21 protein-coding genes and 3 tRNA genes are annotated in these 26,986 nt (G+C 61.2%); 3 read left to right on the top strand and 21 right to left on the bottom strand.

Annotated elements, in window-relative coordinates; all coding sequences use genetic code 11:
* Window positions 1-8: 8 nt before the first annotated feature.
* The 10 genes from pheT to uvrB form a co-directional block, all read right to left on the bottom strand.
* Window positions 9-2,390, bottom strand: coding sequence for a phenylalanine--tRNA ligase subunit beta (gene pheT / locus Q5Z11_RS13175; protein ID WP_303746833.1), 2,382 nt, complete (start codon window positions 2,388-2,390; stop codon window positions 9-11).
* A gap of 125 nt (window positions 2,391-2,515) precedes the next feature.
* Window positions 2,516-3,511 (bottom strand): phenylalanine--tRNA ligase subunit alpha, encoded by a 996-nt coding sequence (gene pheS, locus Q5Z11_RS13180; RefSeq protein WP_296253773.1) that lies wholly within the window; start codon window positions 3,509-3,511, stop codon window positions 2,516-2,518.
* 200 nt (window positions 3,512-3,711) lie between these two features.
* Window positions 3,712-4,071 (bottom strand): 50S ribosomal protein L20, encoded by a 360-nt coding sequence (rplT, locus tag Q5Z11_RS13185; protein ID WP_054657697.1) that lies wholly within the window; start codon window positions 4,069-4,071, stop codon window positions 3,712-3,714.
* A 10-nt stretch (window positions 4,072-4,081) separates the two neighbouring features.
* Window positions 4,082-4,279: a 50S ribosomal protein L35 gene (gene rpmI, locus Q5Z11_RS13190; RefSeq protein ID WP_002811096.1), complete on the bottom strand. Its 198-nt coding sequence runs from the start codon at window positions 4,277-4,279 to the stop codon at window positions 4,082-4,084.
* Window positions 4,280-4,565: 286 nt separating this feature from the next.
* On the bottom strand, window positions 4,566-5,090 hold the full coding sequence (gene infC, locus Q5Z11_RS13195; RefSeq protein WP_282265677.1) for a translation initiation factor IF-3: 525 nt from the start codon (window positions 5,088-5,090) through the stop codon (window positions 4,566-4,568).
* A gap of 74 nt (window positions 5,091-5,164) precedes the next feature.
* On the bottom strand, window positions 5,165-7,069 hold the full coding sequence (gene thrS / locus Q5Z11_RS13200) for a threonine--tRNA ligase (protein WP_282265644.1): 1,905 nt from the start codon (window positions 7,067-7,069) through the stop codon (window positions 5,165-5,167).
* A gap of 528 nt (window positions 7,070-7,597) precedes the next feature.
* The gene (locus Q5Z11_RS13205) at window positions 7,598-8,725 is read right to left on the bottom strand and encodes an agmatine deiminase family protein (protein WP_303746834.1); all 1,128 of its coding nucleotides are present in this window, start codon (window positions 8,723-8,725) and stop codon (window positions 7,598-7,600) included.
* A 326-nt stretch (window positions 8,726-9,051) separates the two neighbouring features.
* Window positions 9,052-9,126, bottom strand: a tRNA-Val gene (locus Q5Z11_RS13210).
* Between the two features lie 116 nt (window positions 9,127-9,242).
* Window positions 9,243-9,317 (bottom strand) — tRNA-Val (locus Q5Z11_RS13215).
* 96 nt (window positions 9,318-9,413) lie between these two features.
* The gene (uvrB, locus tag Q5Z11_RS13220) at window positions 9,414-11,429 is read right to left on the bottom strand and encodes an excinuclease ABC subunit UvrB (RefSeq protein ID WP_303746835.1); all 2,016 of its coding nucleotides are present in this window, start codon (window positions 11,427-11,429) and stop codon (window positions 9,414-9,416) included.
* Between the two features lie 208 nt (window positions 11,430-11,637).
* Between uvrB and Q5Z11_RS13225 the strand changes: the two genes are divergently transcribed.
* Both Q5Z11_RS13225 and Q5Z11_RS13230 read left to right on the top strand, forming a co-directional pair.
* Window positions 11,638-12,159, top strand: a complete 522-nt coding sequence (locus Q5Z11_RS13225) for a GspH/FimT family pseudopilin (RefSeq protein WP_303746836.1) — start codon at window positions 11,638-11,640, stop codon at window positions 12,157-12,159.
* A 61-nt stretch (window positions 12,160-12,220) separates the two neighbouring features.
* Window positions 12,221-12,297, top strand: a tRNA-Asn gene (locus Q5Z11_RS13230).
* 339 nt (window positions 12,298-12,636) lie between these two features.
* Here the strand turns inward: Q5Z11_RS13230 and Q5Z11_RS13235 are convergent.
* From Q5Z11_RS13235 to Q5Z11_RS13260, 6 genes are read right to left on the bottom strand one after another with little or no spacing between them, the layout of a single operon-like run.
* Complete coding sequence (locus Q5Z11_RS13235; RefSeq protein WP_303746837.1) at window positions 12,637-13,041, bottom strand: type IV pilin protein; 405 nt, start codon at window positions 13,039-13,041, stop codon at window positions 12,637-12,639.
* Between the two features lie 4 nt (window positions 13,042-13,045).
* A complete protein-coding gene (locus Q5Z11_RS13240) occupies window positions 13,046-16,762 on the bottom strand; it encodes a PilC/PilY family type IV pilus protein (protein ID WP_303746838.1) in 3,717 nt (1,238 codons plus the stop codon).
* Window positions 16,763-16,765: 3 nt separating this feature from the next.
* A complete protein-coding gene (locus Q5Z11_RS13245; protein ID WP_303746839.1) occupies window positions 16,766-17,314 on the bottom strand; it encodes a pilus assembly PilX family protein in 549 nt (182 codons plus the stop codon).
* Window positions 17,311-18,177, bottom strand: coding sequence for a PilW family protein (locus Q5Z11_RS13250; protein ID WP_303746840.1), 867 nt, complete (start codon window positions 18,175-18,177; stop codon window positions 17,311-17,313). Before Q5Z11_RS13250 ends, Q5Z11_RS13245 begins: the two co-directional genes overlap by 4 nt.
* The gene (gene pilV, locus Q5Z11_RS13255; protein WP_303746841.1) at window positions 18,174-18,653 is read right to left on the bottom strand and encodes a type IV pilus modification protein PilV; all 480 of its coding nucleotides are present in this window, start codon (window positions 18,651-18,653) and stop codon (window positions 18,174-18,176) included. Before pilV ends, Q5Z11_RS13250 begins: the two co-directional genes overlap by 4 nt.
* Window positions 18,650-19,180: a GspH/FimT family pseudopilin gene (locus Q5Z11_RS13260; protein WP_303746842.1), complete on the bottom strand. Its 531-nt coding sequence runs from the start codon at window positions 19,178-19,180 to the stop codon at window positions 18,650-18,652. The genes pilV and Q5Z11_RS13260 overlap by 4 nt, the downstream gene beginning before the upstream one ends.
* A gap of 107 nt (window positions 19,181-19,287) precedes the next feature.
* On the opposite strand from Q5Z11_RS13260, the gene Q5Z11_RS13265 reads away from it, so the two are divergent.
* On the top strand, window positions 19,288-20,298 hold the full coding sequence (locus tag Q5Z11_RS13265; protein ID WP_303746843.1) for a sensor histidine kinase: 1,011 nt from the start codon (window positions 19,288-19,290) through the stop codon (window positions 20,296-20,298).
* Between the two features lie 9 nt (window positions 20,299-20,307).
* Here the strand turns inward: Q5Z11_RS13265 and ppnN are convergent, their stop codons facing one another.
* From ppnN to grxD, 5 genes are all read right to left on the bottom strand, one after another.
* On the bottom strand, window positions 20,308-21,696 hold the full coding sequence (ppnN, locus tag Q5Z11_RS13270; RefSeq protein WP_303746844.1) for a nucleotide 5'-monophosphate nucleosidase PpnN: 1,389 nt from the start codon (window positions 21,694-21,696) through the stop codon (window positions 20,308-20,310).
* A gap of 112 nt (window positions 21,697-21,808) precedes the next feature.
* Window positions 21,809-25,114 carry a TonB-dependent receptor gene (locus Q5Z11_RS13275; RefSeq protein WP_303746845.1) on the bottom strand — a complete coding sequence of 1,102 codons (3,306 nt, stop codon included), beginning with the start codon at window positions 25,112-25,114 and terminating at the stop codon, window positions 21,809-21,811.
* A 219-nt stretch (window positions 25,115-25,333) separates the two neighbouring features.
* Window positions 25,334-25,927 (bottom strand): YhgN family NAAT transporter, encoded by a 594-nt coding sequence (locus Q5Z11_RS13280; protein WP_303746846.1) that lies wholly within the window; start codon window positions 25,925-25,927, stop codon window positions 25,334-25,336.
* On the bottom strand, window positions 25,924-26,667 hold the full coding sequence (locus tag Q5Z11_RS13285; RefSeq protein WP_303746847.1) for an SDR family NAD(P)-dependent oxidoreductase: 744 nt from the start codon (window positions 26,665-26,667) through the stop codon (window positions 25,924-25,926). Before Q5Z11_RS13285 ends, Q5Z11_RS13280 begins: the two co-directional genes overlap by 4 nt.
* The gene (gene grxD, locus Q5Z11_RS13290; RefSeq protein ID WP_303750038.1) at window positions 26,664-26,984 is read right to left on the bottom strand and encodes a Grx4 family monothiol glutaredoxin; all 321 of its coding nucleotides are present in this window, start codon (window positions 26,982-26,984) and stop codon (window positions 26,664-26,666) included. The genes Q5Z11_RS13285 and grxD overlap by 4 nt, the downstream gene beginning before the upstream one ends.
* Between the last annotated feature and the right edge of the window lie 2 nt (window positions 26,985-26,986).

The raw sequence follows: 26,986 nt of genomic DNA on the forward strand, positions 1-26,986 counted from the left end.
ATCCCGCCTCAGCCACGGATCTTTGCGCCGTGCCCATGATCAATCGCCGTCACCACGTCGGTGACTACGGCTTCCACGTCACGGTCCGTCAATGTGCGCGACTTGTCCTGCAAAATCAAGCCCATAGCCAAACTCTTGAAACCCGGCTCGACGCCTTGGCCGACATAACGGTCGAACAGCGCCACTTCACGCAGCAGTTCGCCAGCAGCAGCCCGGATGGTCGACGACAGCTCAGCCCAGCTGACTGATTCAGCTACGACCACGGCCAGATCCCGGCGGACCGCCGGGAAGCGCGACAGCTCGCTCGAACGCGGCAGCGAACGCGCAGCCAGCGGTGCCAGGTCCAGCTCGAATGCGTAGACATCTGCATCCACTTCCATCGCCTTGGTCAGGCGCGGGTGCAGCTGGCCGATCCAGCCGATGCATTCGCCGTCGCGCCAGATGTCCGCCGAACGGGCCGGGTGCGCATACGGGCGCTGCGAGGCGCGGAATTCCAGAACTGCGCAGGAAGCGGCAGCCAGCGATTCCAGATCACCCTTCAGATCATGGAAATCGACCTTGCGCGCCTTTTCGCCCCACTGCAGGGTGGCAGCGTCGCCGCACACTGCAGCAGCAACGCGAACGGTTTCCTTCGGTGCGGGCTTGCCCTCGCCGGCCTGCGCGGCGAACACGCGGCCGATTTCGAACAGGCGCACGCGTCCAGCCTGACGGGCGACGTTGCGGCCCAGCGTTGCCACCAGACCCGGCAGCAGCAGCGGGCGCATCACCGCCAGCTCGGCCGACAGCGGGTTGGCCAGCGCAACCAGACCTTCGTCCTGCTGCCACTGCTTCAGCAGCTCGGCATCAACGAAGGCGAAGTTGATGGTTTCCAGCATTTCGCGGGCCACCAGCTGGCGGCGCACGCTGAGGTCATCCAGACGGGTTTCGCTGGGCATGGCGATGCGTGCAGCGCCGCCCGGCAAGGTGGTCGGAATGGATTCGTAGCCGTGGATACGGGCCAGCTCTTCGATCAGGTCTTCTTCGATGGCGATATCGAAGCGACGGCTCGGGCCGGTGACGTTCCAACCATCGGCCACAGCCTCGACCTTCATGCCAAGCGCGCGCAGGATGCGCTCGACTTCGGCGTCTTCAATCTGGATGCCGAGCACGCGCACGATGCGGGCGCGACGCAGCAGTATCTTGGCGGCTACCGGCAGATCGGCTTCGCGCACGGCTTCGGTGACCGGCGCCGGCGTACCGCCAGCCAAGTCCAATACCAGCTTGGTGGCGTATTCGATGGCGGTACGCGGCAGCTGCGGATCGACGCCACGCTCGAAGCGGTGACCGGCATCGGTGTGCAGGCCGAGCTTGCGGCCGCGGCCCATGATCGCCGCCGGGGCGAAATGCGCAGCCTCCAGGAAGACATTGCTGGTCACATCGGTGACGCGGGTATCGAAGCCGCCCATCAGGCCAGCCAGGCCGACCGGACGGTCGGCATCGGTGACCACCAGGAAGCTGTCGTCCAGCGCGGCGTCGCGGCCGTCAAGCAGCTTGAGGCTTTCACCAGCACGCGAGCGGCGCACGGCAATCGGCCCCTTCAGCGTATCCAGGTCGTAGGCATGCATCGGCTGACCGAGTTCCAGCATCACGTACTGGGTGATATCGACCAACAGCGACACCGGCCGCACGCCGCTACGGCGCAGACGCTCGGCCATCCATAACGGCGTGGTCGCGGCGGCATTGACGCCTTCGATCACGCGACCGAGGTAACGCGGTGCTTCGGCACCGGCGTCGAGCTGGATGCTCAGTTCGCGCGCGCCCTGAGCCGGTACGGCGTCGGCGGCGAACGGCTTCACTTCGCTGCGGGTAGCGGCAGCAACGTCGAACGCAATGCCGCGCACGCTGAAGCAGTCAGCGCGGTTCGGGGTCAGTTTGATCTCGATGCTGGAATCCGGCAGACCGAGGTACTCGACCAGCGTGGCGCCGACCGGTGCGTCGTCCGGCAGTTCCAGCAAGCCGGAAGCATCATTGTCCAGACCCAGCTCCTTGGCCGAGCACAGCATGCCGTTGGATTCCACGCCGCGCAGCTTGGCCGGCTTGATCTTCAGCTCGCCGATCTGTGCGCCAACCATGGCCAGCGGTGCGACCAGACCCGGGCGTGCATTCGGCGCGCCACAGACGATCTGCAGCAGTTCGGCCTGGCCGGCATCGACCTTGCAGATCTGCAGGCGGTCGGCTTCCGGATGGCGGATCGCTTCGACGATGCGCGCCACGACCACGTTGTCCAGGCCTGCGCCCAGTGCAGTGACTTCTTCGACTTCCAGACCGATGGCGGTCAGCACGGCGCTGAGTTCGTCGCGCGATGCGGTGGTCGGTACGTGGCTGCGCAGCCAGCTTTCAGAGAATTTCATGTGTTTACCTTGATGGGAGGCAGGCCTCCCGTTGCGGTTTCTTTTGTTGATGCCCAGCGCTTTGCGCCTGGGGCGGGTCAACGTTCAGGAGCTGCCGAGCGTGGCTCGGCACTACACAGCTCGCCTTAGGCGAACTGCTTGAGGAAGCGGACGTCGTTTTCGAAGAAGGCGCGCAGGTCATTGACGCCGTAACGCAGCATCGCGAAACGCTCCACGCCCAGGCCGAAGGCGAAGCCGGTGTAGCGCTCCGGATCAATGCCGACCGACTTCAACACGTTCGGATGGACCATGCCGCAGCCCAGCACTTCCAGCCAGCGGGTACTGCCATCCGGCTGCTGCCAGGCGATGTCCACTTCCGCACCCGGCTCCACGAACGGGAAGTAGCTCGGGCGGAAACGCATTTCGAAATCGCGCTCGAAGAAGGCGCGCACGAACTCGGACAAGGTGCCCTTGAGGTCGGCGAAGTTGGAGTGTTCGTCCACCAGCAGGCCCTCAACCTGATGGAACATCGGCGAATGGGTTTGGTCGCTGTCGCTGCGGTACACCTTGCCGGCCGCGATCATGCGCAGCGGCGGCTTGTGGTCGCCCATATAGCGCACCTGCACACCGGAGGTATGCGTGCGCAGCAGGCGGCCGTCGCCGAAGTAGAAGGTGTCATGCATGGCGCGCGCCGGGTGGTGCGGCGGGAAGTTCAGTGCCTCGAAGTTGTGCCAGTCGTCTTCGATTTCCGGGCCTTCGGACAGTTCGTAACCGAGGCGGGCGAAGATTTCGGTGATGCGCTCCAGGGTGCGCGTTACCGGATGCAGGCCGCCGCGCTCGCCATGGCGGCCCGGCAAGGTGACATCGATGCTTTCAGAGGCCAGGCGTGCATCCAGCGCGGCGTTTTCCAGCAGCGTCTTGCGCTCACCCAACGCAGAGGACACAGCGTCGCGCGCGATGTTGATCGCCTCGCCCGCTGCCTTGCGCTCGTCGGCCGGCAATGCGCCAAGCTGCTTGAGCTGGGCAGTGATGCTGCCGCTCTTGCCCAACAGCGAAACACGCAGGTTTTCCAGCGTTTCCGGGCTCTGCGCCGCGGCCACATCGGCCAGCGCCTGCGCGGTCAAGGATTGGATGTCACTCATGGGATCGACGAAACCTCTGGCCGGCTTGCCTACGCGGTACGCGCCGGGCCGACCCCCGTCGCCACCAGTGGCTGACCGCCGCGCAGCCCTCGGCAGCGGCAACCAGCACAAAAAAGAATGGGGAAGGACTTGCGCCCTTCCCCATGCATTGTCTCACCACAGCCGCTGCGCGTGAACGCTACAACTGCTGCAGGAAGAACTTATGCAGCCAGTGCGCCCTTGGCCTTTTCTGCCAGAGCGGCAAAACCGGCTGCGTCGTGCACGGCGATATCAGCCAGAACCTTACGGTCCAGGGTGATACCGGCCTTCAGCAGGCCGTTCATGAAACGGCTGTAGCTCAGGCCGTTGATGCGGGCAGCCGCGTTGATGCGGGTGATCCACAGCGAACGGAAATTGCGCTTCTTCTGCTTACGGCCAATGTAGGCGTACTGCTGTGCCTTGATGACTGCCTGCTTGGCAACGCGGAAGACCTTGCGACGGGCGTTGTAATAGCCCTTGGCGAGATCCAATACTTTCTTGTGGCGGCGGCGCGCCTGCACACCACGCTTTACTCGTGCCATGGTTCAGTCCTCAGAGGTAGGGAAGCATACGGTCCAGACGGCCTGCGTCTTCTGCGCGGACGTGATTCGTCTGACGCAGGTTACGCTTCCGCTTGGTCGCTTTCTTCGTGAGGATGTGGCTACGGTTGGCGTGACCGCACTTGTACTTGCCGGAGGCGGTCTTGCGGAAACGCTTGGCCGCCGCCCGGTTGGTCTTGATCTTGGGCATTGCTATGTCCTTGATGGTCTCTTTACTGACTGGGCGGTGGGCTGACCCACACTTTCCATCCTTGCCCTTGTCTGTCAAAAGCCCGCGCTCCCACTGGAGGCAGGCAGGTCCTAGGGTGAAGCAAACAACAAACCCGGCGAACCGGGCCGCCCATTATGCCTTGCGCACCAGCCACTTGCAAACTGCAAGCAGGTTGGCACTCAAATTGGCTGAACAGGCATGCAAACAGGGAGGCAGCCGAAGCCCCTCCCTGTTCAGCAAAGCAGCAGGCCCGTGGGCCGACGGCTTACTTCTTCTTCGGCGCGATCATCATGACCATCTGCCGGCCTTCCAGGCGCGGACGGGACTCGATCACGATTTCCTCACCCAGATCAGCCTCGATCCGGTTGGCCATCTCGCGACCCAGTTCCTGATGGCTCATTTCGCGGCCACGGAAGCGGATGTTGACCTTGATCTTGTCGCCGTCCTCGAGGAAACGACGCATGTTGCGCAGCTTGATCTGGTAGTCGCCCTCGTCCGTGACCGGACGGAACTTCACTTCCTTGATCTCGACCTGCTTGGTCTTCTTCTTGGCCTCGTTGGCCTTCTTCTGCATCTCGAACTTGAACTTGCCGAAGTCCATGATCTTGCAGACAGGCGGATCGGCCTGGGGCTGGATTTCAACCAGGTCCAGGCCTTCATCTTCGGCCATGGACAGCGCTTCGTCGCGCGACAACACGCCAATCATTTCACCGTCACTGCCGATCACGCGTACGCGCGGCACCCGGATTTCCTGATTACGGCGGTTCTGTTTGTTGTCAGGGATACTGATATTGCAATCTCCAAGTGGATTAGTACCGGCCCCGCGGAGTGTCCGCCGGGGCCGGGGCCGGGGCCCTACTTACTTCAATGCTTCAATTCTGCCTGCAGCCGTTCGACGAAGGCCTGAACCGACATCGAACCAAGGTCTTCACCGGACCGCGTGCGCACGGCCACGGCCCCGTTCTCCTTCTCGCGGTCGCCCACGACCAGCAGGTACGGTACGCGCTGCAGCGTATGCTCGCGAATCTTATAGCCGATCTTCTCGTTGCGCAAATCGGCGTCAACCCGGAAGCCTTGATTTGCAAGGCTTTTGCGAACTTCGTCGACATAATCGGCCTGGGCGTCGGTGATATTGGCCACCACCACCTGCACCGGCGCCAGCCAGGTCGGGAACGCGCCGGCGTGCTGCTCGATCAGAATGCCCAGGAAACGCTCCATGGAGCCCACGATCGCACGGTGCAGCATCACCGGATGGCGCTTCTGGCTGTTCTCGTCCACGTATTCAGCACCGAGGCGGCCCGGCATCATGAAGTCGACCTGCATGGTGCCAAGCTGCCAGGTACGGCCGATGGCGTCCTTCAGGTGGTACTCGATCTTCGGGCCGTAGAAGGCGCCCTCGCCCGGCAGCTCCTGCCATTCGACGCCGCAGCTGGACAGCGCGGTGCGCAGCGCGCCCTCGGCCTTGTCCCAGGTCTCGTCATCACCCAGGCGCGATTCCGGGCGCAGCGCGATCTTGATCTGGATTTCCTCGAAACCGAACGCCTTGTACACCGCCAGCGCCTGCTGGTGGAAAGCCGTCACTTCGGCTTCGACCTGGCTCTCGGTGCAGAAGATGTGGCCATCGTCCTGGGTGAAACCACGCACGCGCAGGATGCCGTGCAGCGCGCCGGACGGCTCGTTGCGATGGCAGGCGCCGAACTCACCGTAGCGGATCGGCAGGTCGCGGTAGCTGTGCAGACCCTGGTTGAACAGCTGCACGTGGCCCGGGCAGTTCATCGGCTTCAGCGCGTAGGTGCGCTTCTCCGATTCGGTGAAGAACATGTTGTCCTGGTAGTTGTCCCAGTGACCGGACTTCTTCCACAGGCTCACGTCGAGGATCTGCGGGCAACGCACTTCGCCGTAACCACTCTCGCGGTAGACATTGCGCATGTACTGCTCGACGACCTGCCAGATCGACCAGCCCTTCGGGTGCCAGAACACCAGGCCCGGCGCCTCTTCCTGCAGATGGAACAGGTCCTGCTGCTTGCCGATGCGGCGGTGGTCGCGCATTTCAGCTTCTTCGATGCGCTTGATGTAGGCCTCGAGCTGCTTCTTGTCGGCCCAGGCGGTGCCGTAGATGCGCTGCAACTGCTCGTTCTTGGCATCGCCGCGCCAGTACGCACCGGAGATGCGCATCAGCTTGAAGGACTTCAGGAAACGCGTGTTCGGCACGTGCGGGCCGCGGCACATGTCCACGTATTCCTGGTGGTAGTACATGCCCATCGCGGTGATGTCGTCGGACATGTCTTCGATCAGGCGCAGCTTGTAGTCCTCGCCACGCGCCTTGAAGATTTCGACCACTTCCGCGCGCGGCGTGACCTTCTTGATCACGTCGTAATCCTGGGCAATCAACTCGCCCATGCGCTTCTCGATCGCCGCCATGTCTTCCGGCGTGAACGGGCGCTCGTTGTAGATGTCGTAGTAGAAGCCTTCGGCGATGACCGGGCCGATCACCATCTTGGCTTCCGGATACAGCTGCTTCACGGCATGGCCGACCAGGTGGGCGCAGGAGTGGCGGATGATCTCCACGCCCTCCTCGTCCTTGGCGGTGATGATGCGCAGCGAAGCGTCGTGATCGATCACGTCGCTGGCATCGACCTGCACGCCATCCACGGCGCCGGCGATGGTGGCCTTGGCCAGACCCGCACCAATGGACTGGGCAACGTCCATGACGCTGACCGGGTTTTCGAACTGACGGACGCTGCCGTCTGGGAGAGTGATGTTGATCATGGGATTCACCAAGGGTCACGACCCGCCGGGCGGGCTGGAAACAGCGCCAACAGGCGCGATTTCGCGGGATTCACGGAATTCTGGGCAATAAAAAAGCGCCACGACGGCGCCTGCATCAGGGCGGTGGCGGAGTTCAGCAGTGGTTGATGGTAGTGCTCATGTCACACGCTCGGCCGGCGTTTCGCGCGGGCCACCTTGATTGCCGAAGGGGTTGTTATGGAGATATTAAACCAATCGAGGGAAACCTGCTGTGAGGCTGCTCCAGCGAGCAGTTGATCTTCGCGAGCAAACGACAGGACAGCGAGCACGCCGCGTTGACTGCCCGACAACAGCAAGGCGGGGAGCAAGGGCCGCACCCTCGACCTGGTGACTCTGCGCCAGCCAAACCCGACATAAATCCAATGAAATCAATGCCAAAGCAGCGCAGGACGGCTGTCGCCCCAGGAGCTCATTCGTCCGTGCGAATAGTCGGTTCGCCCCCGCAACCGAGTGCAGTCACGGCACCCACCCAGTCGCAGCCACCCCCAGCTAGCGCACGCCCCCACTGAAAACCGGAAGATTCTTGCTCACGCAGTGAATGCCGCCACCACCAGCGGCGATCGGGTCGATATTGATCTGGACGATCTCCCGCCCCGGATAGAGCGACTTCAGCAGATCCCGGCAGCGCGTATCCGCCTCGGCGTCGCCGAACTCGGGAGCGATGACCGCACCATTGATCGGCAGGAAATTGATGTAACCCGCCGCATAGTCGGCTTCGCGCGTGTACACGTTGTCGCGCGGCTCCTGCGGCGGCGACAGCGTGTGCACCTGCAGACGTCGCCCATCAGCGTCGGTCGCCGCCCGGAGTATCTCCAGGTGCCGACGCGTAACCGCGAAATCATAGGACTCCGGATCGTTGTCGAGGTTGGCGATAACGACACCCGGCGACGCGAAGCGCGTATAGAAATCAACGTGAGCATCGGTGATGTCCTGCCCCTTGATTCCCGGCAGCCAGATGATCTTGCGTAGGCTAAGCAGAGACTTCAGCTCTACTTCGATCTGTGCACGACTCATGCCCGGGTTGCGGTTGTCATTGACCCAGCAACTCTCGGTCATGATCGCCGTGCCATCACCGTCCACCTCGATGCCACCACCTTCGCCGGTAAGACGGCTGCGCACATAGCGCGCCCGAAGGTCCGCGCTCAGCGTCTTCGCCACAGCGGTATCGCCAGCGAAGGCCTGTTTGCGCCCCCAACCGTTGAAATTGAAATCAACCAGCCCGAGCTGCGCATCGCGCCCGAGCACAAAACAACCGCCGTAATCGCGCACCCAGATGTCATCGAGCGGCATTGGCATGTAACGGATATTGGCATTGCCGCAGGCACGCCGAGCCTCAGCCTCCTGCGCCTCGCGACACAGAATGGTGACCGGCTGATAGCGGGAAATAGTCTTGGCGAGTAGGGCAACCGTCCTGTTCACAGCAGCTGCCCAATCACGCCAGACGGCCTTGGAAGCTGCATAGGCCAGAAATACACGCTCCTGCGGCACCTCCTCCGCCGGCAAACGGCAGCCCTGCCCCGCTGCCGCATCCAACGGCGCGCCCAGACCACTCTTGATGGATGCCGCGGCGCCAAGGCCAACGGAGAGCTGCGCAAGAAATTGCCTACGGTTCAACATCACATCACCTCAAGGATAGGCGACGATTTCATCAGACAGCCAACAGGCATATGTGAACCGGCAACTACCGATACGGAAGGCGCCAGCAGAGGCCCTGCTCCACAGCACAAGCGGATCATCCCGCCCAGCTGATGAAGGCGCTGTCGCGAGCGAAGGCGGGTGGAACCAACGCAGCACGAAGCAGGCAAGACTGTCCAGCCATGACCATCAGCGAATAAATCAGGATTGCCACGGAAGCCTCCGGGCGGATGAGGCGAAATGCGAAGCCCACAGGCCTGATTCGCTCTTCAAGTGATTCCACCGAAACCGCTGCACCGGGTTTCAAGTGGTGGGCGGTACAGGGTTCGAACCTGTGACCCCTACCATGTCAAGGTAGTGCTCTACCGCTGAGCTAACCGCCCGTTTTGAAGCTTTTCTCCGCTGCGAAGGCTGAACAAACCGAGTCGCAACGCATACCATCACCAGCAAACAAAAAACCCGGCCGGTGCCGGGCTCTTGTGGCCACTTCCCGAAGAAGTGGTGGGCGGTACAGGGTTCGAACCTGTGACCCCTACCATGTCAAGGTAGTGCTCTACCGCTGAGCTAACCGCCCTTCTCAACAACAATTAAGCGTTGCGAGGGCGCGTATCTTAACCCTGCTTTTCACGAAGAACAACCGTTTTCTGGAAATATTTCACACCGGGCCACCTCAGCCCAGATTGGCTTCCTTCAGGCGATGGATCTGGTCGCGTATGCGCGCAGCATCCTCGAACTCAAGGTCGCGGGCGTGCTGGTACATAGTCTGCTCCAGCTCCTTGAGGCGTGCAGCCAGCTTGGCCGGCTCCAGCGGCAGGTAATCTGCCTCGGGCTCGGCCACGCGCCGGCCCTTGCCCTTCGCACTGGACTTGGGCGAGCTTTCCTCATGCGCCCCTTCCAGGATGTCGACGATGGGCCGCATCACCGACTGCGGCACGATGCCGTGCGCCTCGTTGTACTCCACCTGCTTCTGCCGGCGTCGATCCGTCTCATCGATCGCCGCCTGCATCGAGCGGGTGATCTTGTCGGCGTACAGGATGGCCTTGCCGCGCACGTTACGTGCGGCACGGCCGATGGTCTGGATCAGTGAGCCGGTTGAACGCAGGAAGCCTTCCTTGTCGGCATCAAGGATCGCGACCAGCGACACCTCTGGCATGTCCAGGCCTTCGCGCAGCAGGTTGATGCCAACCAGCACGTCGAACTTGCCCAGGCGCAGATCGCGAATGATTTCCACGCGCTCGACCGTATCCACATCCGAGTGCAGGTAGCGCACGCGGATACCATGCTCGCCCAGGTACTCGGTGAGGTTCTCGGCCATGCGCTTGGTCAGCGTGGTGACGAGCACGCGGTCGCCCATCTTGATGCGCTCAGTCGCCTGCGACATCAGGTCATCAACCTGAGTGCCGACTGGACGGATCTCCACCTGCGGATCGATCAGGCCGGTCGGGCGTACCACCAGCTCGGTGATGTCATCGCCGGATTCGCGCAACTCGTAGGGACCGGGCGTTGCCGACACATAGATGGCTCGCGGTGAGCGCGCCTCCCACTCTTCGAAGCGCAGCGGTCGGTTGTCCAGCGCCGACGGCAGGCGGAAGCCGAACTCGACCAGCGTCTCCTTGCGCGAACGGTCGCCCTTGTACATGGCACCGATCTGCGGAATGGTCACGTGCGATTCGTCGATGACCAGCAATGCATCCGGCGGCAGGTAATCGAACAATGTCGGCGGCGGATCGCCGGCGGCCTTGCCGGTCAGGTGCCGCGAGTAGTTCTCGATGCCGTTGCAGTAACCGACCTCGGCCATCATCTCCAGATCGTACTGGGTGCGCTGCGCCAGGCGCTGCGCTTCGACCAGCTTGTTCTGCGCGTACAGCTGCTCCAGCCGCTCCTTCAATTCGACCTTGATGGTCTCCACCGCGGCCAATACGCGCTCACGCGTGGTCGCGTAATGGGTCTTCGGATAGATGGTGTAGCGCTGCATCTTGCGCAGGCTTTCACCGGTAAGCGGATCGAACATGCTCAGCTGTTCGATATCGCCATCGAACAGTTCGATACGCACCGCTTCGCTGTCCAACTCCGCCGGGAACACATCGATCACTTCACCGCGCACACGGAAGGTACCGCGCTGCAACTCGTATTCGTTGCGGGTGTACTGCAGCTGGGTGAGGTGCTTGATCAGATCACGCTGATCAATGCGCTCGCCCTTGGACAGGATCAGACGCAGCGACAGGTAGTCTTCCGGCGCACCAAGGCCATAGATGGCCGACACCGTCGCCACCACGATCGCATCCGGCCGCGACAGCAGGGTCTTGGTCGCGGCCAGTCGCATCTGCTCGATGTGTTCGTTGATCGAACTGTCCTTCTCGATGAAGGTATCCGACGACGGCACATAGGCCTCGGGCTGGTAGTAATCGTAGTAGCTGACGAAGTATTCGACCGCATTGTTCGGGAAGAACGCCTTGAACTCGCCGTACAACTGCGCGGCCAGGGTCTTGTTCGGCGCCATGACCAGCGTCGGCCGCTGCACCTGCTGCACCACATTGGCAATGGTGTAGGTCTTGCCCGAGCCGGTCACACCCAGCAGGGTCTGCTTGGCGATGCCTGCCTCGAAGTTGGCCACCAGCTTTTCAATGGCGGCCGGCTGGTCGCCGGAAGGCGAGTACGGCGATACGAGCTGGAAGCTGTCGGACATGGCAATGACGGACCCAAGTGGACCTCTGAGTATATCCAGCCCAAGCGCCACACCCCATCACGCATCCGCCCGACGTTCAGCCAGCCGTTTCAGCGACTCCGCCCCCTACCTGGCGAGCCCACCATGGATGCCCGCCCCAGCAGGGCTTCGCCTAGTGCTACCAGAGAACCCAACCAGCGGTCGCGCAAGAACGCCCCCATTCACAACCTTGCAGCAAGGCCTGACACTGATCGAACTGACGACCTGTGTCGCACTATGCGTGCTACTGGCCAGCCTGGCGTTGCCCTCGATGCGTGAACTGCTGCAGCAGCACCGGGCCATCAGCGCCGAACACACGCTGATCTCACACCTGCAGTTGGCGCGCTGGACAGCGGTGACGCACAACACCGAATCCATCCTATGTCCGTCCGTTGACGGCACCAGTTGCGCTCGCGACGGCAACTGGAGCAGCACCTGGCTACTGTTCACCGACATTGACGGCAACCGCAAAGCAGACACGCCCGACTCCATCATCCGCGCCACCTCCCCACCAAACCCACAAAGGCTGCGCCTGGTCAGCTCACGCGGTCGCAGCTTCATCCGGTATTTCCCGGATGGCCGTAGCGCGGGTACAAACCTGACGATCTCGATCTGCAGCATGGAAGGCGCACTTCTTGCCCAGGTAGTCGTCAACAACGCAGGGCGCCCACGCGGTCAACGCCCCAAATCCTCACGCCCCTGCCCTTTCTGATCTGGCTATCGGCGATCAAGTGTTGCACTGGCGGTACAACACGCTTAGAATGCGCCTCCCCGCCCGAATAGCTCAGCCGGTTAGAGCACTTGACTGTTAATCAGGGGGTCGTTGGTTCGAGTCCAACTTCGGGCGCCAGAATTTGATTACAAAAAACCTCGCAGAAATGCGGGGTTTTTTGTTGCCAAATCATGCGAGGCGGCGGTACAGCCAGCCCTGCCTCCATCCCCCAAACCTTGATCTGACCGGAAGCACGCGCTCTCTGCAATCAGGAAGAACGCCTGCGACAGAGGTACCGCAGTCATTCCATGCTCTGATGCGGCCCGCACCGAAGAAGCAACAAGGCCAGCCAGCATTAGCGACCAAAACGACGCCCTTCAACACAGAAGGGCGTACAGGTGACGTAGTCAGATCATCCATCCACTACAGAAACACATTGCGAAAACAGCGCCGAACAAGCAGACACTGCCCGGCCACTTACCAGCAGTCACCGGTTGCCGGAGCCTTTACGCCATTTTGCTGCAACGTCAGGTTTCCGCAGGAGTCACCACTGTGCTTTCCCGCAGGTGTAGCAGTGACCGTATAGGTCCTGGCAGCTACTACCCGGCTGATCGCGTAGTACTTCAATGCGTCCGGATCACATGCCGCAGCCAACACCGCAGCCGCAGGTGCTCCGGCATAACTCAGGTCCGTCGTGTAAACGCGCTCCAGTCGCTGCGCAACCGCACTGACACACGCCGCCCCCGCCGCACGCCTGGTTTTACGAACATATGATTCGTAACTGGGCAGCGCGATGGAGGCGAGGATGGCGATGATCGCCACCACCACCATCAACTCGATCAACGTGAAGCCTGACTCTGCTCTGGTTCCAATGGGTTTCATGGACTCATTCCGCCTTTAGCTCTCGCCAGGAAACACGTTCCCAACGGGGTTGTAGTGTCCGCAGCGTACCGACAGCTCCACCGCTGCCTCCCAACAAGGTTACGCCACGCATCAAATTGGGCAGGGTCGGCATGCCAACACCTGCGTCGACCGAACCAATAGGCAGATCACCCGTCTTGTCACTTGTCCCCGGATCATTGTCCAGATCGAAGTACGAGCTGGCCGCACTGGTGCCACTGAATGCATCCAACGCATTGATGTAGCCCCGACCATTTGCATCGCAGGCAGTACCGGTGGGCACCATGCTGGCGGTGATCAGGTATGAGGAAACCACCTGGGCATCCTGCACGATACGCTCACCCGCATCCGGCAGATCGACATACCAGCCGTGCGAATCAGCCGGCAAGGCTGCCGCTTTCTCGAACGCACGCACCGAATACCCACTCGCCGAAGCCGAGGTCACCTCTACTGTGCGCCGCGTCAGATCCGAGCGCGCTACTGCCGCATCATCATCGATGAAGCCATACATGCTCTGCACCGCGGTATTGCTTGAATCCGCATCATCAGTCGTCAGGTAGCGGCCGGTACCAAAGAATACCCAACGCTTGCTGGTACGCGGCTGGATCGCGATCGTGACACCTGCAGTGATCGGCTGCGCCTTGCCTGTCGGGTTGGTAACGCTGTTCAAGGTTGCGGTGAACAGGCGCTTGGCAGTCCATGAAGCCGGGCTCGCATTGGTCAGATCAAACTTCCAGACATTGCCCTGCAGATCCCCTGCATAGACATAAGCCAAGGTCTTGCCATCGCTACCGTAAACACCCGTAGGTGCTGACAGACCATTCGGCAGCAGCGTTGAACCAATGCCGGTGTCTATCTCGCGGATCACCGCGCCCGTATTGGCATCGAGCACGATAAGTACAGCCTTCTCGCCCGAGCTGTTGGGACCATTACCAACAATTGCGGCGGCAGCGCCAGTCTTCACCTTTGCGAGAATCGGACGCCCCAATACAAGCCCCATGTTATTGCCAGGGGTCTCCGAGCGCTCCCACTTGGAGATGCTGGTACCGGTCGCCAACGCAGGCTCGGTTACATCCAAGGCATACAAGCCCTTGCCTCCGCGACCCAAGGAGCCAACCAGAAGATTCTTGCCCGGTGTCAATGAACGACTACTGGTAACCACGGGACCATCGACCAGGAACTTGTGGGCGTAATCACCACGACTGATCGTGGCCAGCTGACTTGTCGCCACGATACCGGGGACGTAGGCGAATATTTCCGCGCCAGTACTGGCATTGAATGCATGCAACATGCCGTCATTGGCACCGACGTACAGCGTGTCTGTCTCCTTTACGTAGGCAGGCGAGGAACCCACGATGTCACCCAGCACGGTGGTTGGGCGATTGCGCAGCAGACCACCATTGCGCTCTTCGAGACTTGGATCACCCTTGATGTAATTGGCATTATCAACGCCGGTTACCGCGTAATCAGCGGGCCCACCAGTCCGCTGCAACGCAGCCAACTGGGTAGTGCTCGGGAACACGCCGCGATAAGTGAATACGTTGCGACTGGTAAACGCTGGAATGGTCGACGTCCATCCGCTACCGATACCGTCCCGGCCGACAGTCTGCCCCATCACCTGACCGGTCCAGGTCCCGGATACATAACTGGCACTGAAAGCCTTTGAACCGGTATTCAGCGAGGTGGAGTTGGTCGCGACGTTGGAGAACGAACCCGTACGCTGCGCAATGGCAGCCAGAGCCTCGCCCAGGCCTGCAGTAAACTCCGCAGGACTTGATGCAGCAACGAACCGCCCATGACCATTGACTGCAGCATGGAGCAGATCGTCTATTCGGCGTGCATTGTCGGTATTGGGATTTGCAGTATCCGGGTCCGGCCAGGTTGGATTGGCCGGCACGTCACTGACACTGCTCCAACCCATCGTGGTCTTCAGACCGATGGAGATACCAAAAGTAACCATGTGCTGCCAGAACGCGGGATTTGCGTCGGAAGTCGGGACATTGTTGTTGTCAGGCTTGACCGAATTGCCCATGTAGTCTTCGGTGCGCAGATCGGTCTTCCAGTAACGCATGGCCACGTCGGCCAAGGTGTTGGAATAGCTATCCCGGAATGGTGCAGCGGAGCTATAGGTATAGCTCGCACCTTTGGGCCCGAGAATTTTGCTGCCACTGCTGCCGTCTGCGTTCCCGCTGCTGGCAACACCGTTGTTCCAGTAACCATCAGTAGTGAGAATCGTAAAGTTCTGACGGCAAGATAGCTGCGCGGCACCAGCCTCAGGCCCATAAGGACCAGCTGCATCAGCCCTGCTGTAGTACTGCCCTGCGCTGTTCAGCGCTGCCTGCAACGGCGTACCGCTGTTGGCACCCGCGGCAAACAGCCGGTTGAACCACGTGCTGCGTGAGGTTGTGTTTGTACTGCCTGGAATGGTCGCATCGCGGACGTTGTTGACGAAACGCCCATCGTTGCCATCACCAACAGGGATGTCGAAATTATTGCGATCCCAGATGGTCCTGAAGCCCACGCGCACTTTACTGTCGAGCGAACCAAAGGCTTCCGCAGCACCGGCCTTCGCCGCCTTGGTGCGCGTCACATGGTAGGAATACCAGGTTGCAAAGTTGGTCTTCTCGTCAGCCTCACTACGGCCGGTTGGAGTAGCAACCTGACAATTGCGCCAGCCGGAGCCCGAAGTGGAGACAGCACAACCCGATGAGCCGTCAATATAGCTGTAGGAAATCGTAATAGGCCCCGTATATGCAGTCTGCGCATACAGACGTACATAATAGGTGCCGGATGGCCCGCCGAACGAAACAGATTCCGCATTACCATTCGACTGGCTTCGGGAGGTGTAATTGGATGTGGTGACGTTGGAGTTGTCCTTCCGCACAAAGAGGTCAGCACCACGATTGCTACCACTGACGGAGCCACCCGAGGTGGAAATCACCAGGTTTTCCGAACCCGCAGGCACATCGATACTGTAGACGAGGCTATAAGTCCCCGCAGCCACACTACCAGCACTGGTAGTCGCAAGCGTACCTTGGGTTACCGGAGTATTCGCCGCTGTATAACCAAGGTATTCCGACCGATAGATCCCCCCGCTACCCGGCAAGATCTGATACCGGTAGTAATTACTGATCGATGACAGATAGGCCGCGCCGGTGTTGGCCGGTTGCTTCGGAACATAGAATGTCGAGGTATTGCTGGACAGGTTGACCGTCCCACTGGTCGTACCGGCGTCGCTGTTCTGTACATTCAGAGGGTCGCTATAGGCCGCCGCATAGCTCTGCCCCCCCGTCATGCGCACGCCGCTTGCCTGCATCCATGGCTGGTAGTTGACCGTCGGGTTGTAATACAGAGAGTTGGTCGCGTAGCTCTGCATGTACATCGCTGCATTGCCGGAGCTTTGAATGGTGTACGACGTTCCGTTGGAAACGCCGTCACGATCCGGGCTACTGGTAAAGCTGGTGCCCGTGATCGTCGACACATCACGATTATTCATGTTGCGCCAGGCCATCGAGCCTGAGTCGTCAAGAATGAACATGATGTTGGGCGCGACACGCGCAGACGTAGTCAACGGATCATCGGGGATCACGATCCCGGCATGCGCTGACATTGTGACGAACGTCACCAGGAAAGCTGCCGGCGCAACCCACCGCTGACCGCGGGAACCCGTGCGCTTATTGGTCTTCATGTCTTTGGCCTTCATCGATTACTGCCCTGGCGTCGGAGTGCGGCTGGACACATTGGCCTGCAACTCCACATTGGCGCGACCTTGCGACTGGCTGCGCGCGGTGATGCGAAACATCGGGCTTTCGCAATCAGGTGACGGCGGCATCGTGTCGCAGCTGCCCCTATATCCCGGCGCAATCCCCAGATACTCGATCCAATACTGTGGCGCCGCCGCCAGCTTCGAGTCGTAACTGCCGGCAGGCACGCTCTTCCAGGTGGCCGTGGAGCCGGTGGGACAGATACCCGACGCAGTGCAATCGGCAGCTACTGGCACCGCACCCGCCCATACATCATTGGCAGCCCCGGCCAGAACCTGGTCCTGCGCATAACGCAAAGCCGTCTCGGCCCCCTGCAACGCGAGACTACGGTCACGCATGTTCGCGCTCATGCGATCCTGCATCGAAGTGCTACGCAGGATGGCGACCCCCAGTATCGAAAGGATCACCAGCAGAATCAGCACGACCATCAAGGTCACACCCTGCTGCCGTGCAGGCACCGCCAACCGGTTGCGATTGAAAGACCGGTTCATAGGGTGCGACTCCTGAGGCTGACAACATTGGAACTGGTTCGGGTCAATGCCTTGCCATCCACATCATCACCATTGAGCACCAGCGTCGTACGCACGGCGATAACGTTGCTCCAGGATGCTGGCGTGGCGCTGTAAGTTGCAGCCCCTTCCGTGAGATAGGTGAACGCAACGGACTGCACGCCATCGGTAACCTCCTGGCCTGCCGCACCGAAGCGCGAGACATACAAAGACCTGCCTCCACGCGGGTTGTCAGCCACATACCAGCGGGTGCTGCGCAGGCGCGCAACCATCACCGATGCCGCCGGAGCGTGCTCGTCAGTGCGTAGATCGTAGGACTCAGGCAAAGCAGGAAAGCTGAGGGTGCTGGTGCCGACGCCGCTCAGGTCGACCAGATAGCTCTTGCGCGCGTTACACAACAAGATTCGGTCCCCGACTGCGAATGCCTTGGTCGCATCGGCCAATTGGGTTGAGTCCAGGGTGACCGAGGTATTGGTCGAGGCGGTAATCTTGTAACTGGAGTCCTCGCCGGACACCAAGGTCAATTCAGTACCACTGCCCAACACCGGCGTTCTGTCATAGGCCAACGACACGCCATCAGTGGTTTCCACACTGGACGCCGACGAACAGCCGCCGCCGCCCACCGAACGGATATCAGCCGACAGCAGCTCAAACGCTACCCGCGCACCTTCCTGGATGCGATTGACGCCCTCCGAAGCACGGAACGAATTGCGATTGGACTGGAACACCACGAACGCCGCGCCGACCACCAGCAGGCCCAACACCAGCGCGATCATCAACTCGATCAGGCTGAAGCCGCCGCTGTAGCGTGTGGCCCGCAAGTTCACCTGGGAACGGCGGCTCATATCCGCACCTCAGTTGCAATCTGCCGCTGCGCAGCGCCACCGGCGCGAGTATCGTCCCACTGCACGGTCACCCGATACCGACTATTGCCGAGTGCTTCAATGCGTCCGCAGGTGCTGGTATCCCCGTCCGCTCCGAGGGTGGTTTTCAGTGATGTGAGCCAGGCTGAGAGGTCATTCTGGGCCAGCGACCCACTGCCGCTGGCCGCACAGGTCATGCCAATGACGTAGTTGGCTGCATTGACCCGATTGGCACGCATCGCTTCGACAATCGAGGTTGTCTGCATCACTGCCTGGGTGCTTTCCAAAGAGCTCTGCCCACCGCGCAAGGCCAAGGCCTGCATCGCAGCGATGCCAAGCAGGCCAATGGCAAGTATTAGCACCGAAATCATCACTTCGAGCAAACTCACGCCCCGATTGGTACGCGGCGATGGTCTGCCGCCCCTGCGGCTGGCACCCCGACCTTTGATCTTGATCATGCGCATGCTCCACCACCATTTGCCTTGGTCGTGACGACACCGCCACTGGCCATCAAAGTTACTGTCCGGGTGTTGTTCGCGGGATTGGTAACGGGAATGCAGACCGACATGACCTCCTGGGCATCGATCAGCCCCGAAGGCCGGAACCGAATGCCGCCAGCCGGCCCGGATACCTGCACCTTGGCGTTGACAGCCGAGTCACGAACTACGTCGTTGGCGCCTGCGACGTTGTCACGCCCCACCACGATCCAACGCGTCCAGGAAGTCTTTGATGCGCACACCAGCCCATCATCACTGGCACACACGGTTACAGCCGCGTTGCGCCGCACAGCTTCACTGCGTGCCAACTGCAATGCCGTGACCAGCTCGGTCGTCGCCGTGCTCAAGCGATTGGCCCCGATCAGGGCCTGCATCGAAGGCGCGGCAATGGACGCGACAATCGCCAGAACAGCGACCGTCACCATCAACTCGATCAATGTGAAACCCGATGCCGGCCAGCGCCCGACACCTCCCCGGTTCCTACGCATACACCCACCTCCCTCTTTCTACATCTATTAATCTAGGTCACGGCCGCACCGTCCTGCCAGCACCGGACGATGGACGGTCCAAAGGCGCCCCTGAACGGAACCCGAGCGTGAGCCCCACCTTCAAACAACCCTTGGACGTGCTGTTCCGGCCGACCACGCTGATCGCGATGATCATGGCGGGCGAGGCGCTGGCCGCGATCCTGGCGCTGTCGCCGGTCGCCATCGAAGACAGGCTGGTCTTGTTTGGACTGGCATCATTGACCACCCAGCTGATACTGCTGAGCACGCTTGGCCTCCTTTACCTGCTGCGACGTTGGCTCAACGCCTCCTCCACGCAGAGCCTGGCCTGGCTGGCCCTGGCCATCCTGCTACTGATGACCTGGCTGGTGATCAAGACGGGCTGGGAGCTTCTGGGCACGCAGCAGCCCGCCATCGAAGGCCAGACGCTGCTGTACCGATCACTAGGCCTGGCGCTCGTCGCCGGCCTGCTTACCCTGCTCAGCTATCAGAACCATTGGCAGGCACGGCAATTGGCCGTGCGCGCCAAACAGGCCGAGCTGGAGGCGCTACGCGCGCGCATCCGCCCGCACTTTCTATTCAACACGCTCAATACCGGCGCCGCCCTTGTTCACAGCCGCCCTGAGGAAGCCGAACGATTGCTACTGGATTTGGCTGACCTGTTCCGTGCGGCACTGGGTGGAGCGCAGGAAATACCGCTGGCGGAAGAAATCGCGCTTACCCGGCGCTACACCGAGATTGAAGCCCTGCGATTTGGCCAGCGCATGCGCATTGACTGGCAGCTACCCGGAATTCTGCCTAACCGCCTGGTACCGACACTGTCGCTACAACCGCTGGTTGAGAACGCGATCCATCATGGAATCGAGCCCTCACCAGAAGGCGGCGAGATCTGCATAGCCGTGGTGGAGGACAGGGATCGGCTCCAGATCATCGTAAAAAACGACATGCCGCCGCCTGGCGCAAGTACCACCCGCACTGGCCACAAGGTCGGGCTCGAATCGTCCCGCGCCCGTATCCTGGCGCTGACGGGAGGACTTGGCGATGTGGCGACACGAATCGAAAACGGTCGCCACATCACCACCATCACCCTACCCGCCTGATCCTGCTGATCAGGCAACCACCTGATAACAAGGACGATACTCACCGGAAATCTTCATCCGGCGCTGCTCGACAAACGCGCGCAGCAACTCGTCCAACGCCTGCATCATCTCGGTATCGCCGTGGATCTTGAAGGGGCCGAATTCCTCGATCCGGGCCATGCTTTCTTCCTTGACGTTGCCGGCGACGATGCCGGAGAACGCGCGGCGCAGATCTGCAGCAAGGTCCGGGGCCGGGCGACCCTTGTGCAGGTCCAGCCCAGCCATGGCTTCATGCGTAGGCACGAACGGCTGCTGGTAGGGCAGCGGGATTTCCACCTGCCAGTTGTAGAAGAACGAATCACGCTGCGCCAGACGGAACTCACGCACGCGCTTGATGCCCTGCGACATCTTGCGGGCCACTCCAACCGGGTCGCCAACGATGATTTCGTAACGCTCCGCCGCCTTGTCACCCAGGGTCAAACGGATGAAACGGTCGATCTGCTGGAAGTAAGGCGCAGCAATGGCCGGGCCACTGAGAATCAGCGGGAACGGCAGGTCCTTGTTCTCCTCGCTCAACAGGATGCCAAGCAGGTACAGGATCTCCTCGGCGGTACCGACGCCGCCCGGGAACACGATGATGCCGTGGCCGAGGCGGACAAACGCCTCAAGGCGCTTCTCGATGTCCGGCATGATCACCAGGTGGTTGACGATCGGGTTCGGCGACTCGGCGGCGATGATGCCCGGCTCGGTGATGCCGATGTAACGGGTATTGGTCTTGCGCTGCTTGGCATGGGCAATGGTGGCGCCCTTCATCGGCCCCTTCATCGCACCCGGGCCGCAGCCGGTGCAGATGTCCAGGCCGCGCAGGCCCAGCTCATAGCCGACCTGCTTGGTGTACAGGTATTCGTCACGCGAAATCGAGTGACCGCCCCAGCACACGACCAGGTTCGGGTCGCTGGGCTGCAGGATGCGCGCATTGCGCAGCACGCCGAACACCGCATTGGTGATGCCGTCGGAGGTCTCCAGATCGGAGGCGTATTCCGGCCCCAGCTCGATCGCCATATAGGCCAGATCGCGCACCACCGAGAACAGCAGCTCAGCGATACCACGGATGATTTCGCCATCAACGAAGGCCACTGCCGGCGCATTGCTCAGGTCGATGCGGACGCCGCGGTCCTGCTGGGTCACCTGCACATCGAAATCCGGATACAGATCGCGCGCAGCGCGCGGGTCATCCGAGGCACTGCCACTGGTCAGCACCGCCAGCGCACAGCGTCGCAGCAGTTCATGCATGCCGCCACCGGAAGCGTCGCGCAACCGCGCCACTTCTGCCCGCGACAACACATCCAGACCACCACGCGGATAAATACGTGCGTCCTGCACCGGCAGCGCCCTCGCTGCCACTTCATTCTTGGTCATTTCCACAACTGCTCCTTCCTCTTTGGCGATCGACTTTAGCGCTCCCCCCATTAAAAAGAAAACGGCCGGGTCGCCCCGGCCGTTTTCGGTTTACATCCGATCAGTCAGATGATCAGAACTTGTAGCGGAAGCCAATCTGCATCGACCAGCGCGATTCCCAATCGGTCAGGTTGACCTTGGTGACCTTGCTTTCGTCGAAGTTGTAGATGTACTTGCCGGTAGCCTGGTCGATACCCGCGAAGGTGGCAGCGCCACGATCGCTGAACGGCGAGGCGTAGCTGACCTGTCCCCAATCCTTGTTGAGCAGGTTGCCGACGTTCATGATGTCCAACCAGATCTCAGCCTTGTGACCCTTGAAGAAGGTCGGCAGTTCCTGGCTGATGCGCACATCGAAGGTGTTGACCCATGCGTTGCGCTGGCTGTTACGCGGCGCTGCCTGACCGCCATAACCGGCAAGACCTTCCTGACGATCCAACCACGCAAAGAACGCATCTTCCATCGCAGCACCGCCGGTGAACTTGACGTCACCACGGCCTGCCGGCACGTAGAACAGGTCGTTGCTGTAACCGTCGCCGTTGGCATCGTTCAGGAAGCGCCAGCTGTACGGCAGACCCGAACGGCCTTCGTAGAACATCGAGAAGGTCGTGTAGTTGTCACCAAAGAACGCCTTGCGGAACTGCAGGCTGCCGGTGAAACGGTTCTTGATCTCGTAGTTGGAGGTCGAAGCGACCACGTCGTTCGGGTTGATACCGGCGACGCTGTTCCAGTTGGAGATAGCGCGCGAGGAGGTCAGCGGGCTGACTTCGGTAGCATCGGTATAGGTGTAACCCAGCGACCAGCCCCAGACGTCCGTCAGCGGCTTGCTCAGGCTGGCAGTGAACTGATAGCTACGGCCCTTGTCGGTGTTCTTCAACAGAATCACACCGTCGTTATGCCAGCCAGTTACGTTCTCGTAGCCCGGGATGGTGTCAGCGATAGCGCCAACGCCGGTATTGCTGCCTGCACGTACAGTGCTGGTGCTGGGGGCATACGGGTTCACCCAATACATGTCACGGCCGTCCTGACCGCGCACGGCATTGACGTTGCCCAGATCCAGGCGCTCGAATGCGATCGCGTCCTTGACCTTGGTGTACAGCAACTCAACCGAGCCAACGACGCCATACCACGGCAGCTCATGATCGAATGCCAGGTTGGCCTTCCACACTGACGGCTGGGCAATGCCCTTTTCCATCAGGTTGACCATCATGGTGTAGCCCGAAGCCGGCGACGGCACGGTCGGGTTGTTCGTATCCAGCGAAACCGGCAGGCTCGCCCAGATCGCTTCGCGCTGCGCCTGGGTCATGCCAGCGGTGATGCGCTGGTTGTAGCCGATCAGGCCGAAACCGCTGTTCTGGTAGGAGTTACCCACCCACACGTTGGCCGCCGCACCCTGGAACAGACCCAGACCGCCACGCAGCTGCGTCGGACGCTCGTTGTCAAAGGTGTAGTTGAAGCCGAAGCGCGGCTGCACCAGTGCCTTGTCCAGGGTCTGACGGTTGTCGTAACCGTAGATCTCCTGCACCAGCAGGTTGTGCACCGGAACGTCATCCAGATCCGGAATATCGACGCGCAGGCCGAACATCAGGTTCAGGTTGTAATTGACCGCCCAGGTGTCCTGCACGAACAAGCCGGTGTTGCGATGCTTGTATTCCATCGCGACCGAATCCATGCCCTTGCCCGGAACCGGCGCATTCAGGTCATACACCCAGTAGTGGCCGTTACGGAAATCATCCAGGTTGGCGAAGCCGTAGGTGCCCCAGATGTTCTGCGCGTACAGGTTGTAGATTTCGTTGGACTCCCAATCGAAACCGAACTTCAGGGTGTGGTCACCAAGGTACCAGTTGGCAGCACCATAGGCATTGGTGGTCTTGGTGCTGATTTCGTTGCCATGACGGAATTCGTCGGCACCGGCGTTGAGGTACGGCGGAGCAACTGCCGAGTTGCCCGGGCCACCACCGATGATGATCTGCGGCAGCTTGGAATAGACGTTGCTCAGCGAGTCATAGGTACGGCGGCCGACCTTGAACTCGGTGGAGAAGTTTTCGTTCCAGTCGCTGAACAACTGGATGACGTTGGTCTTCACTTCCTTGTTGATGTCGTACCAGCGGCTGCTCAGGCCCAGCGCCGGACCGATAGCGGACATACCGTGGCCACCGTAGGAGGTGGAACGGCTGCTGCCGACCAGATTCGGATCAACCTGTTCCAGCTTGGAGAAACGTGCCGAGACGCGGTGGTCGTCGTTGATGTTCCAGTCCAGCTTGACGGCGTACTCTTCCACTTCCTGCTTGGTTTCAGCAGGTGCGTCGAGGGTGCCGATATCGACGCCGTAGACGTCTTTTGCAATCTTCTGTGCTTCAGCGATGAAGGCCGGATCGATGTTTACCACGTTGGTGGCGTTGGAACCAATCGGGCCGTAGGACTGGGCGGCGCGGCTGCGCTCGTACTTCTCGTAGTTGGCGAAGAAGAACAGCTTGTCCTTGATGATCGGGCCGCCGAAGGTAGCGCCCCAGGTCTTCTCGTCTTCAAAACCGGTGAACTTGGCGTCGGTGACCGGGTGATCACCCACCATGTCCTTATCACGGTAGGTGCCGTAGACCGAGCCGTGGAACTCATTGGTACCCGACTTCGTCACTGCATCGACCACTGCGCCGGTAGCGCCGGTGATGGTGGTGTCGTAGTTGGACACGTCGATGTTGATGGCTTCGATGGCATCCATCGAGACCGGCTGACGCATGGTCGGGAAGCCATTGGATTCCAGGCCGAAGGTGTCGCTGGTGTTGATGCCGTCGATGCGGATGGCGTTGAAACGCGGGTTCTGGCCACCAACGGTCAGCTCGCCACGCGACTTGTCGCTCTGGCTGATGCGCGGATCAAGACGCACGTAATCCTGGATGTTGCGGTTGATCGACGGCAGCGCTTCGATCTGCTGCTGCGACACCGAGGTACCGGCACCCATCTTGTTCGCGCTGAACACGTCCGAACCACCGCCGACAGCCATGACCTGCACGGCTTCCAGGTTGGTCGCGGCAAGGTCACCGCCCAAGGTACCGTTGACGGTATTGGTCTGGCTCAGGCTCAGGTAGACGCCCTCTTCGGTCTTGGTGCCCTCACCGGACTTGTTGATGGTGACGGTGTACGGGCCACCCACGCGCAGACCGCGTGCGTTGTAACGACCAGACGCATCGGTGGTCGCACGGCTGACCGTGCCCGACTCGACGTGGGTGATGGTGACTTCAGCACCAGCAACCGGCTGGCCGCCGTTGTTGGTGACCTGGCCGCCGACGCCGGCAGAGGTGTTCTGTGCGAACGCCGGAGCAGCCGCAAGTGCGACGACAAGACCAAGTGCAAGCTTGGACATCTTGATACGCGGATGATTCATGGGTGGGTAGCCTCGAAACGAGTTGGCGATTGAAAAAAAGCGCGATCCATCAGCCCCGGGGTCAACCGGGCGCCTGATCGTCTTGAATCTTGGGGGTCCCTTCCGAGGCGGTTTCAGCCGCAACGGTTAAGATAAGGTTAACACGGTAATGACAATTTATGACCGCAAGAAGACAGCCATGTTGCGTTGCCGCAGTTTCCCCTACGGCAGATCAAGCAGTTAGCGCATTGACGCCAGATAGGTCCCCAGACCATCCAGCAGCATCTGTACCGATATTGCGACCAATAGCATACCCATAAGTCGCTCCAAGGCGGTCAAGGCCCGGGCGCCCAGCAGTTTGTACAGAAGGGTTGCCGACATCAGGATCGCGGCCGTGCCGCCCCAGGCCAGCAGCAGCGCCAGGCTCCAGTCGCCCAGCCGCTCCGGCTCATTGCTGCCCATCAGCATCACCGCGGCCATGCCGGAAGGCCCGGCCACCAGCGGGATCGCCATCGGCACGATGAAAGGCTCCCCATCCGGCACCGCGCCCATCAGGCCTTCCGGCCGCGGGAAGATCATGCGGATGCCGATCAGGAACAGCACGATGCCACCGGCAATGGCGACCGACTCCTGCCGCAGGTGCATCAGCTCCAGTGCGTACTTGCCGCCCCACAGGAAGGCCATCAGCACGGCCAGCGCGATCAGCAGCTCACGCACCAGCACCACCCGCTGACGGCGGGGCGTCAGTGGCTTAAGTAGGCTAAGGAATACGGGAATATTGCCCAGCGGGTCCAGGATCAGAAACAGCAGCAGGGCCGCCGAAAGGATCGTCACGGAGCCAGATCCAGCACCTTTCCACGCCATTGCACGCCACTGGCGGCGAGCACCTGCACGCAGGCGGCGGCGTAACTGGCCGGATCAACCGGCGCGGCATCTTCCTCATGGGTATAGGCGCGTGCCCGCAAACCGGTACGCATCGGCCCCGGCTGCAGCCCCGATACGCGGACCGGGCCATTCTGCAGCTCGTGGTGCAGGCTCTCGATCAGCCCGCGCAGCCCGTACTGGGCCACCCCGTAGCCGCCCCAATACGCCTGGCCAACCCGCCGCGGATCATCCAGTGCAAACACCACGGCAGCATCGCGCTGTTGCCGCAGCAGCGGCAGGCAGGCCTGGGTCAACCAGGCACGCGCGGTCAGGTTGACGTGAATGGCACGGGCGAAGGCCGCAGGATCAGCGCTGACGAACGGGGTCAGCCCGGCAAAGTCGGCCGCACAATGCAGCACGCCATCCAGCCGCCCTACTTCAGATGCCAAGCGCTCAGCCAAGGCTGCGTAGTCATCCGGGCTGGCACCCTCAAGATCCAACGGATACAGCAGTGGCTCGGGGCCCAGCTGTGCCGCGCTGTCGTAGACCCGATTGAGCTTGGCCACCTTGCGGCCCAGCATCACAACCGTCGCCCCGGCTTCGGTGCAGGCCCGGGTCGCCGCTGCGCCCAAACCGCCGGCCGCGCCCGCTATGAGAATTACCCGACCGGCAAGATCGGCGCCCTCGCTCCCCCGAGGTTGGGCACTCACGCTTGCCCGGCCTCGGCAACAATACGCTTCAGCTCACCGGACTCCAGCAGCTCCAGGATGATGTCGCAGCCGCCAATCAGCTCGCCGTGCATGAAAAACTGCGGAAAGGTCGCCAGATTCGAGTAGCGCGCCAGATTGGCCCGCACTTCCGGGAACTCCAGCAGATTGACGGTACGCAGGTTGATCGCACCGGCAGCCAGCAAGGCCTGTACCGCGCGGCTGGAAAAGCCGCACATCGGGTACTGCGGCGTACCCTTCATGAACAGGACGAGGGGGTGTTGCTCCACCTCAGCCTGGATTTGTTCCATCACCGGCATTC

The sequence above is a fragment of the Stenotrophomonas sp. 610A2 genome (assembly GCF_030549615.1).
Taxonomy (GTDB): domain Bacteria; phylum Pseudomonadota; class Gammaproteobacteria; order Xanthomonadales; family Xanthomonadaceae; genus Stenotrophomonas; species Stenotrophomonas pigmentata.

What these genes read in the sequence shown, in the direction of transcription:
- pilV (WP_303746841.1), bottom strand. Translation starts at nt 18,653, where the DNA reads ATGATCAAGATCAAAGGTCGGGGTGCCAGCCGCAGGGGCGGCAGACCA.
- Q5Z11_RS13235 (WP_303746837.1), bottom strand. Translation starts at nt 13,041, where the DNA reads ATGAAACCCATTGGAACCAGAGCAGAGTCAGGCTTCACGTTGATCGAG.
- Q5Z11_RS13240 (WP_303746838.1), bottom strand. Translation starts at nt 16,762, where the DNA reads ATGAAGGCCAAAGACATGAAGACCAATAAGCGCACGGGTTCCCGCGGT.
- thrS (WP_282265644.1), bottom strand. Translation starts at nt 7,069, where the DNA reads ATGATCAACATCACTCTCCCAGACGGCAGCGTCCGTCAGTTCGAAAAC.
- Q5Z11_RS13260 (WP_303746842.1), bottom strand. Translation starts at nt 19,180, where the DNA reads ATGCGTAGGAACCGGGGAGGTGTCGGGCGCTGGCCGGCATCGGGTTTC.
- Q5Z11_RS13275 (WP_303746845.1), bottom strand. Translation starts at nt 25,114, where the DNA reads ATGAATCATCCGCGTATCAAGATGTCCAAGCTTGCACTTGGTCTTGTC.
- Q5Z11_RS13250 (WP_303746840.1), bottom strand. Translation starts at nt 18,177, where the DNA reads ATGAGCCGCCGTTCCCAGGTGAACTTGCGGGCCACACGCTACAGCGGC.
- pheS (WP_296253773.1), bottom strand. Translation starts at nt 3,511, where the DNA reads ATGAGTGACATCCAATCCTTGACCGCGCAGGCGCTGGCCGATGTGGCC.
- uvrB (WP_303746835.1), bottom strand. Translation starts at nt 11,429, where the DNA reads ATGTCCGACAGCTTCCAGCTCGTATCGCCGTACTCGCCTTCCGGCGAC.
- pheT (WP_303746833.1), bottom strand. Translation starts at nt 2,390, where the DNA reads ATGAAATTCTCTGAAAGCTGGCTGCGCAGCCACGTACCGACCACCGCA.
- rplT (WP_054657697.1), bottom strand. Translation starts at nt 4,071, where the DNA reads ATGGCACGAGTAAAGCGTGGTGTGCAGGCGCGCCGCCGCCACAAGAAA.
- Q5Z11_RS13205 (WP_303746834.1), bottom strand. Translation starts at nt 8,725, where the DNA reads ATGTTGAACCGTAGGCAATTTCTTGCGCAGCTCTCCGTTGGCCTTGGC.
- grxD (WP_303750038.1), bottom strand. Translation starts at nt 26,984, where the DNA reads ATGCCGGTGATGGAACAAATCCAGGCTGAGGTGGAGCAACACCCCCTC.
- rpmI (WP_002811096.1), bottom strand. Translation starts at nt 4,279, where the DNA reads ATGCCCAAGATCAAGACCAACCGGGCGGCGGCCAAGCGTTTCCGCAAG.
- Q5Z11_RS13245 (WP_303746839.1), bottom strand. Translation starts at nt 17,314, where the DNA reads ATGAACCGGTCTTTCAATCGCAACCGGTTGGCGGTGCCTGCACGGCAG.
- ppnN (WP_303746844.1), bottom strand. Translation starts at nt 21,696, where the DNA reads ATGACCAAGAATGAAGTGGCAGCGAGGGCGCTGCCGGTGCAGGACGCA.